The organism is Lancefieldella parvula (assembly GCF_963530955.1).
Lineage (GTDB): Bacteria > Actinomycetota > Coriobacteriia > Coriobacteriales > Atopobiaceae > Lancefieldella > Lancefieldella parvula_A.
On the sequence record NZ_CAUSFQ010000055.1, the window covers coordinates 1 to 9,042 of the forward strand.

The 9,042-nt window shown below is 48.6% G+C and carries 6 protein-coding genes; 4 read left to right on the forward strand and 2 right to left on the reverse strand.

Annotated features, from left to right (window positions below; genetic code table 11):
- Positions 1–151: 151 nt before the first annotated feature.
- The gene (locus RWJ43_RS04610; RefSeq protein ID WP_314008349.1) at positions 152–1,117 is read right to left on the reverse strand and encodes a zinc dependent phospholipase C family protein; all 966 of its coding nucleotides are present in this window, start codon (positions 1,115–1,117) and stop codon (positions 152–154) included.
- A 105-nt stretch (positions 1,118–1,222) separates the two neighbouring features.
- Here RWJ43_RS04610 and RWJ43_RS04615 point away from each other — a divergent pair, with 105 nt between their 5' ends.
- A complete protein-coding gene (locus RWJ43_RS04615) occupies positions 1,223–1,801 on the forward strand; it encodes a manganese efflux pump MntP family protein (RefSeq protein ID WP_314008352.1) in 579 nt (192 codons plus the stop codon).
- Between the two features lie 44 nt (positions 1,802–1,845).
- A complete protein-coding gene (locus RWJ43_RS04620) occupies positions 1,846–3,132 on the forward strand; it encodes an ABC transporter substrate-binding protein (RefSeq protein WP_314008355.1) in 1,287 nt (428 codons plus the stop codon).
- 120 nt (positions 3,133–3,252) lie between these two features.
- Here the strand turns inward: RWJ43_RS04620 and RWJ43_RS04625 are convergent, their stop codons facing one another.
- Positions 3,253–5,346: a glutamine synthetase III gene (locus tag RWJ43_RS04625; protein ID WP_314008358.1), complete on the reverse strand. Its 2,094-nt coding sequence runs from the start codon at positions 5,344–5,346 to the stop codon at positions 3,253–3,255.
- 245 nt (positions 5,347–5,591) lie between these two features.
- On the opposite strand from RWJ43_RS04625, the gene polA reads away from it, so the two are divergent.
- On the forward strand, positions 5,592–8,330 hold the full coding sequence (polA, locus tag RWJ43_RS04630; RefSeq protein WP_314008360.1) for a DNA polymerase I: 2,739 nt from the start codon (positions 5,592–5,594) through the stop codon (positions 8,328–8,330).
- Positions 8,331–8,364: 34 nt separating this feature from the next.
- Positions 8,365–8,877, forward strand: a complete 513-nt coding sequence (gene rnhA / locus RWJ43_RS04635; RefSeq protein WP_314008362.1) for a ribonuclease HI — start codon at positions 8,365–8,367, stop codon at positions 8,875–8,877.
- Positions 8,878–9,042: the final 165 nt, after the last annotated feature.

The window sequence follows — 9,042 nt, forward strand, 5'->3', positions numbered from 1 at the left end:
CGTCATGTATACGTCTTTTTAACAGATTATCCGACTTAGGTGTGTTTTGAACTGCCTCCTATTTCTCGTGTCCAAGAAATGGGAGGCAGTTCAAGTAGCCGCTTTTCTCTTACGTGTTTGAATGCTCAACGCATTTGTATTTTGCCGTGAGTTAGTCCTCGTCATCAACCATTTCTACAACGGGTTTGCCCATGTAATTGATACCGTCGACCAGCTCTTCCAGGGTGATTCTTTGACCTAAGATAGTTGCCTGAACAAGCTCTTTGTAGAACTCACGAGCTTCATCCATAAGATCAAGAATACTTTCAGTCTTAATTTCTCCTGTGTAAGGCTCTTTCCAAGGAAGGCGCTTGAGATTAGCGGTAGGGAAGTCCTCAGTCATAACAATACGGTGAGCCATCGCGGCAACGTATGAATTGTTTGAAGGACGCATGAACTTCTCGGTTTTATACAAAACGTCAGGAAGCTTAGTAGTGTACTTAGGATCAGTGCGCTCTACAGTGTGGTAGATGCGAGCGTAATCCTGAAGGGCCTTCTCGTACTCACCAACGCCAACATTAAGGCCAAATACCTGAAGCGCTACTTGTGAGAAGAGTGCGCCACCAACATGCTTGGTTGATTCAATTGCTTCAAGCACCTCAGCTGGTGGGAACGTCTCAACGGTGGTGTGACGCATGTGCCAGAGAAGGTATGAGTCTAAGTCTGTCTCGATAATAGGGTGGAGTTCTCTGTAGGCATTTTTGAGAGATGGTTCCGCCTCAATCAGTGCATCTTGCTGGGAATACACAAATGGATGGACAATTCTATCCAGCGCGTAGTGTGCTAAGAGGCCAAGCGCAAACGCACGACCAGCGGGCATGTCGCTCTGCGGTAGGCGAGAAACACCATCGCGAATAGAGAGAAACGCGTCAACAATATGACCTGCATGCATACGACGATGTAGTCTATTGCAGGCAAGTGAGTGGTTTGGCCAGGCAAGATGACGTGCTAGGAAGGGATCAGGACCCTGGTTTCCAAGAAGGAATGCATTGACCTCTGCATCAGTTGCAACAAGCTCTTGTGGTAAATCATGAACCACTTCTGCGCCAAACAGATAGTGGGTTATTAAAGCGGGCATAACACTCCTTGTAGTTTTTCAGTATAAGAGTAGCTGAAAAACGCTCATAGGCGTTAAAATTTCTTCTTTGTGTTACAAGATTTAATGATACCTAGGAACTCACACATGGGTCTACTGGAAATTTTAATGCTGGGTGTGGCGCTTGCAACAGATGCGTTTTCTGTCACCATCTCTAACACTTTTGCCTTTGATGACCATAGGTTTTCTCGCCTTATGCGTATGCCACTTTTCTTTGGACTTTTTCAGTTTGGCATGCCTTTTGCCGGTTATTTTGTTGGCGGCATTGCAGCAGAATTGATTGAGAAGTATGCAGGAATGGTCTCTTTGGTTATTCTTGGCTTCATCGGTTCAAACATGCTGTACAGCGGCTATAAGGCGCTCAAAGAAGACGCTTCTGAGGAAGATGAGGAAGAAGCCCAGCAAAGTGCTACGACGCTCTCTTATGGAAAGCTGCTCTTTCAAGCTGTTGCTACAGCAATCGACGCATTTGCTGTTGGGGTAAGTTTTAGGGCACATAGTGTAGACATTTTGGTTGCTTCGGGGCTCTTTGGCATTATTACCGCAATTCTCTGTACCATTGCTCTGTTCATTGGCAAAAAACTTGGCTCGCTTCTGGGCGACCGTGCCGAGATGGTGGGCGGTGTAGTACTTATCCTGATTGGACTAAAAGCCTTTTTTGGATAAAATCTGTTTGACCAGACGGATTATGTAGCAGGTAAGGAGGTAGCGTGAAGTTTATCCCAGATAGTCTGCGCCAGAAGATGCATAAAACTTTTGGACCAAAAGACCCTGACGAGAAGAGCACTCCACCAACTGCCACTTCTGTTACAAGAACCTCATTTATTATCCTGGCTGTCTCGGCGGTTGCAGCACCTGTAATAGCTACGGTAGCAAACGTTTTGAGTCCAGGAATTTCTTATGTTCAGCAGGAGCTTCTTCCCCCACAGCTTAATTCAAAGGTTCCAGGCTATGCTCGAGCGCTTATTCAACTTGCACAACGAGAGGGCTCCCTCAATCTTTTATGTACTTCCAAAGAAGCGGTAAAGCCCCTGGTAGAAACATATTCAAGAATGTTTTCTCTGCCTGTTACGGTGGGTGAGGCAACGGAGGAAGAAATTCAGGAGTTTATTCAGCAAACATATACTTCTGGTAAGAGTTCAGAGTCTGAAACTTCTGATACCAAATCTGGTGCTGATTGGGGTTTTGAGAAACCCGATGTCATTTTCTTGGCAAGCGAAGCTCTTATGCAAAATTTTGAGACTTCCGCATATTGTCAACCGTTTGAAGTTTCTTCAACAGACCAGTACGTGCGCCCTGAGTTTTTTGACGCCAACGGACACTGGTATGCCTACGCTGCAGATCCATTGGTTTTACTGGTAAATCAAGAACGCCTTAATGAGAAAAAGATTTTGCGTCCTCACGAATGGACCGATCTTCTTACAGATGGCCTGCGTGGAAGGTATGTTATTCCTGACCCCGCACTTACGTATACGGGCAAGAAGTTTGAATCGCTCTTTTTAGGACAGTATGGTCTAGATAAAGGCACTCAAATTATCCAAAGTTTGTTTGAAAATGTTGACGCATTTTCTGAGAGTACCCATCAAGCTATTAGAGACACAGGATTTGGCAGGTATAGGGCTTGTGTTTGTCCGCTGAGCGCTGCTTATAGGGCAATTACTAAAGACGATTTTGATAATCTTTCAGTTATTCTACCAGGCACTTCTTATTTCTCTACGATAAGGTCATTTGTATGTCAGGGGTCAAAACATACGTATTCAGCGTATTTATGGCAGGAATTTATTACCAAACGAGATTCTGCTGAACACATGGGAGAAATGGACTCGTTTTTCTCGCCAGTTATTGAGGGAACACCAACGCCTTGGTATGCAGATCGTCTGAATTTGACAGCAGTAAGTGAATCAATGCAGATAGCTCCTGCTCCAACCGATGCAGAAGGAAATCTCATCAAGCTTGAAGACGTCCACGCTACCTACAGTAAGTTGGTCAACGCATAGCTCTTTCCATACGTTAAGCATTTGAACATCAAAAAACGGCCCAGGTAAACTGAGCCGTTTTGCTTTAAAGATGGAGTGGCGAGAAGACCGGTTTTCTCGCCAAGAAGTTCTGATGAAGCACTAGACGTAGAAGAGCATCTTGTTGTAGCTAGGAACTGGCCACCAGTCATGTCCGCAGATGAGCTCCATGGAGTCAACGGCGCTACGCAGGCGGGCCATAGCAGGAAGAACCTCATTGCAGTAGTATTCGCACTGTTCCTGAGGTTGATCTTTCATCTGGTGAGCTGTGGTGTTGATCTCATCAAGACTGTTGGTAGCTGCGTAAATTTCGTCAATACCGGCGGTGAGTTTCTCGACGATCTCTGTCTCTGCTGCACTCTTAATGCCAATGGCCTGTTTAGCAGCAACTGAAGAGGCAACATCACTTGAGTAGGTAAAGAGGGCAGGCAGGTACATGTGGCGTGTCATATACAGCATGGTACGAGCTTCGATGTTAAGGACCTTGGTGTACTGCTCAGCCTTTGCAATGTAGCGAGCCTGTGCTTCTGCCTGAGAAAGAACGCCGTAGCGCTCAAAGAGCTCAATGTTCTCTGGAGCAACCATTGCAGGGAGTGCCTCAGGGGTGGTGCGGAGGTTTGGAAGACCGCGCTCCTCGGCAAGTTTCTCCCAATCGCCTGAGTAGCCATTGCCCTCAAAGAGGATCCGCTCGTGAGCCTTAAAGGTGTTAATGACCCACCTCAAGGCTTCCTTAGTGAAGTTCTCCCCAGAAACGTTTTCAAGGTCATTTGCAAAGCGGTCACACTGCTCAGCAACAATAGTGTTCAAAATAACATTAGGGTCAGAAAGATTCTGCTGGCTGCCGCACATGCGGAACTCAAACTTGTTACCAGTAAACGCAAAGGGGCTGGTACGGTTTCTGTCTGTGTTGTCCCTAAGAACTGCAGGAAGTGTTGGTACGCCCAGATCCATACGAGTGCGCTTTGCGCCGTGGACGTCGGAACCTGTGATGAGGTCATCAACGATTACGGAAAGTGCAGCACCTAAGAAGACGGAAACAATTGCAGGTGGTGCTTCATTTGCGCCAAGGCGGTGATCGTTTCCAGCGGATGCAACAGACATGCGCAGAAGATCTGCATGTGAGTCAACAGCGGCTACAAGGCAGGCAAGGAAGACCAAGAAGCGAAGGTTCTCGCCAGGTTTATCACCAGGCTCAAGCAAGTTCTCATTGTCTGCAGAAAGCGACCAGTTGTCGTGCTTACCAGAGCCGTTGACGTACTCAAAGGGTTTCTCGTGCTCAAGGCAGGCAAGACCATGATGAGTTGCAAGAAGCTTGAGCTTCTCCATGGTCAGGAGGTTGTTGTCAATAGCAAGTGCACCTTGCTCAAAGACAGGTGCAAGCTCATGCTGGCAAGGAGCAACCTCATTGTGCTTGGTCTTTGCAGGGATGCCCAGCTTCCAGAGCTCGTCATCAAGCTCTTTCATGAAGTTGTTGACGGTTGGACGAATGGCACCAAAGTAGTGCTCATCAAGCTCTTGACCCTTGCTTGGCTCGCAGCCAAAGAGGGTACGGCCACAAAGGATAAGGTCAGGGCGCTGCTCAAAGTCTTCCTCTTTGATAAGGAAGTACTCCTGCTCAGGGCCAATGTTTGTAACAACGCGAGAAGGCTCTTGTCCAAAAAGTGCAAGAACGCGCTTGGCCTGCTTCTCTAGGGCAACCTGGGAACGAAGCAGAGGAGTGCGCTTATCCAGAGCTTCTCCGGTGTATGAAATAAATGCTGTTGGAATGCAGAGGACTTCATCTTTGATGAAAGTTGGGCTTGCAGGATCCCAAACCGTGTAACCGCGAGCCTCAAAAGTGGCACGCAGACCGCCAGAAGGGAAGCTTGATGCGTCAGGTTCGCCCTGTACCAGCTCTTTTCCCGAGAAGGACATCAAAATAGTGCCGTTTCCCTGAGGAGTCATAAAGCTGTCGTGCTTCTCGGAAGTAATACCTGTGAGAGGCTGGAACCAGTGGGTGAAGTGAGTAGCGCCTTTTTCTAGCGCCCACTCTTTCATGGCATGCGCAACCTCGTTTGCAATGTCGAGGTCAAGCGGTTTGCCGTCCTGGATGACACTACGAAGTTTCTTGTACGTTGGCCTTGGCAGGCGTTCTTGCATGTCTGCGTCGGTAAAGAGAAGTGAGCCAAATTCCTGAGAAACTTTGTCGTGAGCCACAGCCCCTCCTTGTGGGTAAATGCTGGCAGTTAGTCTGTTTTCTCGCGTGCTAGGCACGTTATGTTGGTTGTTATTTTCGCACGTTTGCCACTGAGAGGGTGGCGAGGATGCAAACAGAAACATAACGATTACAAAAAATTTAGTCGCCGCTAGAAGAGACGTGGGCTTTGTTTCCGGAGGCTCTGGCGCGCATAAGCGAAGAAAGTCTTAGTACAATAGAGGTACACAAACAAAGAGGAGCAGGTATGTCTGATACTACTATGCCAGTTGATATTACAGATCAAAACGACGCTACGTCAGCTAAAGAAGATGCAGCTAAACCGCGCAGAACTATTGCCGTTATTGACGGAAACTCGCTCATGCATCGAGCGTTCCATGCAATCCGTCAGCCTATGGCAGCACCAGATGGAACGCCAACCGGAGCGCTCTTTGGCTTCTTCAACATGTTTATCAAGCTTGTTGAGTCCTTCTCGCCAGATGGTGTCATTTGTGCGTTTGATAAGGGCAAGCCACAGGTTCGCATTGATATGTTGCCTCAGTACAAGGCTCAGCGTCCTCCTATGGACCCTGCTTTGCATGCGCAGTTCCCCATAGTCAAGGAGCTGCTCAAGACACTTGATGTTCCTGTCTGCCAGCTTGAGGGCTGGGAGGGCGATGACATCTTGGGTACCCTTGCCCGCCGTGGTGAGGCTGAGGGTTACCAGATGCTACTCTTCACGGGTGACCGCGATATGTACCAGCTTTCCACAGAAAACGTCAAGATTGTTTCTACGCGCAAAGGCGTCTCTGACGTCTCAATTATGACGCCAGAGACTGTGGCAGATCTCTACGCTGGTATTACGCCAGAGCTTGTTCCAGACTTTTATGGCCTCAAGGGAGACTCTTCTGACAACATTCCGGGTGTTCCTGGAATTGGCCCTAAGAAAGCCGCAGCTCTGATTGTTGAGTATGGCTCGCTTGACGAGGTTATTGCCCACGCTGACGAGGTCAAGGGTAAGGTGGGAGAAAACCTTCGCGCGCATATTGATGATGCGCTGCTCTCCCGTAAGGTTGCAACTATTCGCACTGATGCACCGCTTGATATTAACCTGGAAGATGCTCAGTTCCCAACGTTTGATCCAAATGATGTGGTCAAGGCTTTCTCGGCTTTGGGCTTTACGGGCATGACCTCAAGGCTTGCTCGCATGGCCGGTGGCTCTGCCGCTGGCGCAGTTGCACAAACCGCCTCTACTACACCTACGCTTCCTATTCCTTCTGAGTTTCTGCAGGCAGGAGACGCATCTGCCGCTCTGACCGCTGCACTTGAGAACCAGGAGTGGATTGGCGTTGCAGAGGATTCTGCGGCGGACGCTGGAGCGCTCTTTAGCCTTTCTCGCACACTTTGGGTGTCTACAGAAAAGGCACTTCTTAAGTTTGAGGGAGAAAATGCAACTGCAGCACTCTTGCGTATTTTGCGAGAAGCCCGTGTAGCTGCAGACGATGTTAAGGCGTTGCTGCACGAGGTAAGTCCTGTTGATTCGTCCGAGCCACAGAAGATGGATATTGAAACCATTGATTCTGATCGTCTCTTTGATACGGGTGTTGCTGCGTATCTACTTGAGTCTGATCGTTCAAGTTTTGATATTAATGGCTTGGTTGAGCTGTACTTTGGCTCTGAGCTTCCTGAGCCTACAGATGAGATTCCCGCTGCAGCACTAAGAGCTGTAGCTGCTAGGGTTCTTGTGCCTGTGCTTACTAAAAAGCTTAAAGATGATGGTTCTTTGGAGCTCTTTACTTCTCTGGAGATGCAACTTTTGCCTGTACTTGCTGCGATGGAGCGTCGTGGTCTCTACGTTGATCCTCAAGAGCTTGCTAAGCAGTCTTTGGAGCTGGGTGAAGATATTGCGCAGCGTGTGGCAAGTATTCACCAGACAGCAGGCGAGGATTTTAACTTGGATTCTCCAAGCCAGCTTTCTCATATCTTGTTTGACGTGCTTAAACTTCCAACCTATGGCCTCAAAAAGACGCGCACCGGGTTTTACTCCACCAACGCAAAGGTTCTAGGAGACCTGGCGCAGGAGTACCAGATTGTTGCTGATGTTCTTGAGTATCGTGAGCGTGCCAAGATCAAATCAACTTATCTCGATGCGCTTCCTGCGCTTATTCGTGGCGATAAGCGCATCCACACCACATTCAATCAGACCGTTGCTGCAACAGGAAGGCTTTCCAGCTCTGATCCAAACCTGCAGAACATTCCTACCCGCTCTGAGCTGGGACATCGTGTCCGTACTGCCTTTACCGTTCCCGAGGGCAGCGTTTTTCTCGCCTGCGACTACTCCCAGATTGAGCTGCGCTTGCTGGCACATCTTTCAGCTGACGAGCACCTGGTAGCAGCATTTAACTCTGGTGCCGATTTCCACGCCGCAACTGCCGCACGCGTCTTTGGCGTGCCTGTTGAAGAGGTCACGCCAGCACTTCGTAGCCGTGCTAAGGCAGTTAACTTTGGCATTGTCTATGGTCAGCAGGCCTTTGGTCTGGCAACGTCTCTGAAGATTTCCCGCAAGGAAGCGCAAGAGATGATTGACCGCTATTTTGACGCATATCCTGGAGTCCGTACATACCTTGACGATTCCGTCCGTACTGCTCACGAGACTGGTTATGCGATTACCATGTACGGTCGTAAGCGCCACATTAGAGAGTTCAATCAGTCAAATCGCCAGCTCATTGCCTTTGGCGAGCGTACTGCTATGAATCACCCTATGCAGGGAAGTGCTGCAGACATTATCAAAATTGCAATGATTAATGTCGAGAAACGCCTGCGTGATGAAGGTCTTGCATCAAAGCTGATTCTCCAGATTCACGACGAACTTGACTTGGAAGTCCTCGAGTCAGAGGTTGAGACAGTTTCTAAACTGGTAAAAGAGACCATGGAAGACGTTGTAACCTTGCGTGTTCCTTTGATTGCTGATGTCAGCTATGGTTCCAATTGGGCTGAGGCAAAGTAAGTACGTTCAACGCACGTTTTAGAGGAGATTTGGTATGGAGGCTGCAACCTCATATATGCACGTCACAGTCTATACAGACGGTGCGTCTCGAGGAAACCCTGGTCCTGGTGGCTATGGGGCCGTGCTTCTGTATACCGACCCCTCTGGACAGCAGCATACAAAAGAGTTCAGTCAGGGTTATAAAACCACTACAAATAACCGTATGGAGCTCCTCGGTGTCATTGTTGCACTTGAGGCCCTTAAGCGTCCTTGTCAGGTAGAGCTCTATTCCGATTCCAAGTACGTAGTTGATGCGTTTAATCAAAAATGGGTCTCGGGATGGATCAGAAAAGGTTGGAAAACGGCTTCTAAAGAGCCGGTCAAAAACGTAGACCTTTGGAAGCGCTTGCTTTCCGCCATGGAAGACCATGAGGTGAGCTTCAAGTGGGTCAAGGGTCACGCGGGTCATCCGCTTAACGAGCGCTGCGATCAGCTGGCAACTGAAGCTGCTGACGGCTCCAATCTTCTTGACGACCATGGTTTCTTCGCTGACCAGCCATTGCTGTAACCCCAGAAGCGTAGGGCGAGAAGCCCTTCTCGCCCTACGTATTCTCTACAAGAAAACAGCCGCCTTCGAACTGCCTCCCATTTCTTGGACACGAGAAATAGGAGGCAGTTCAAAACACACCTAAGTCAGATAATCTGTCAAAAAGACGTATACATGACGCAGAAA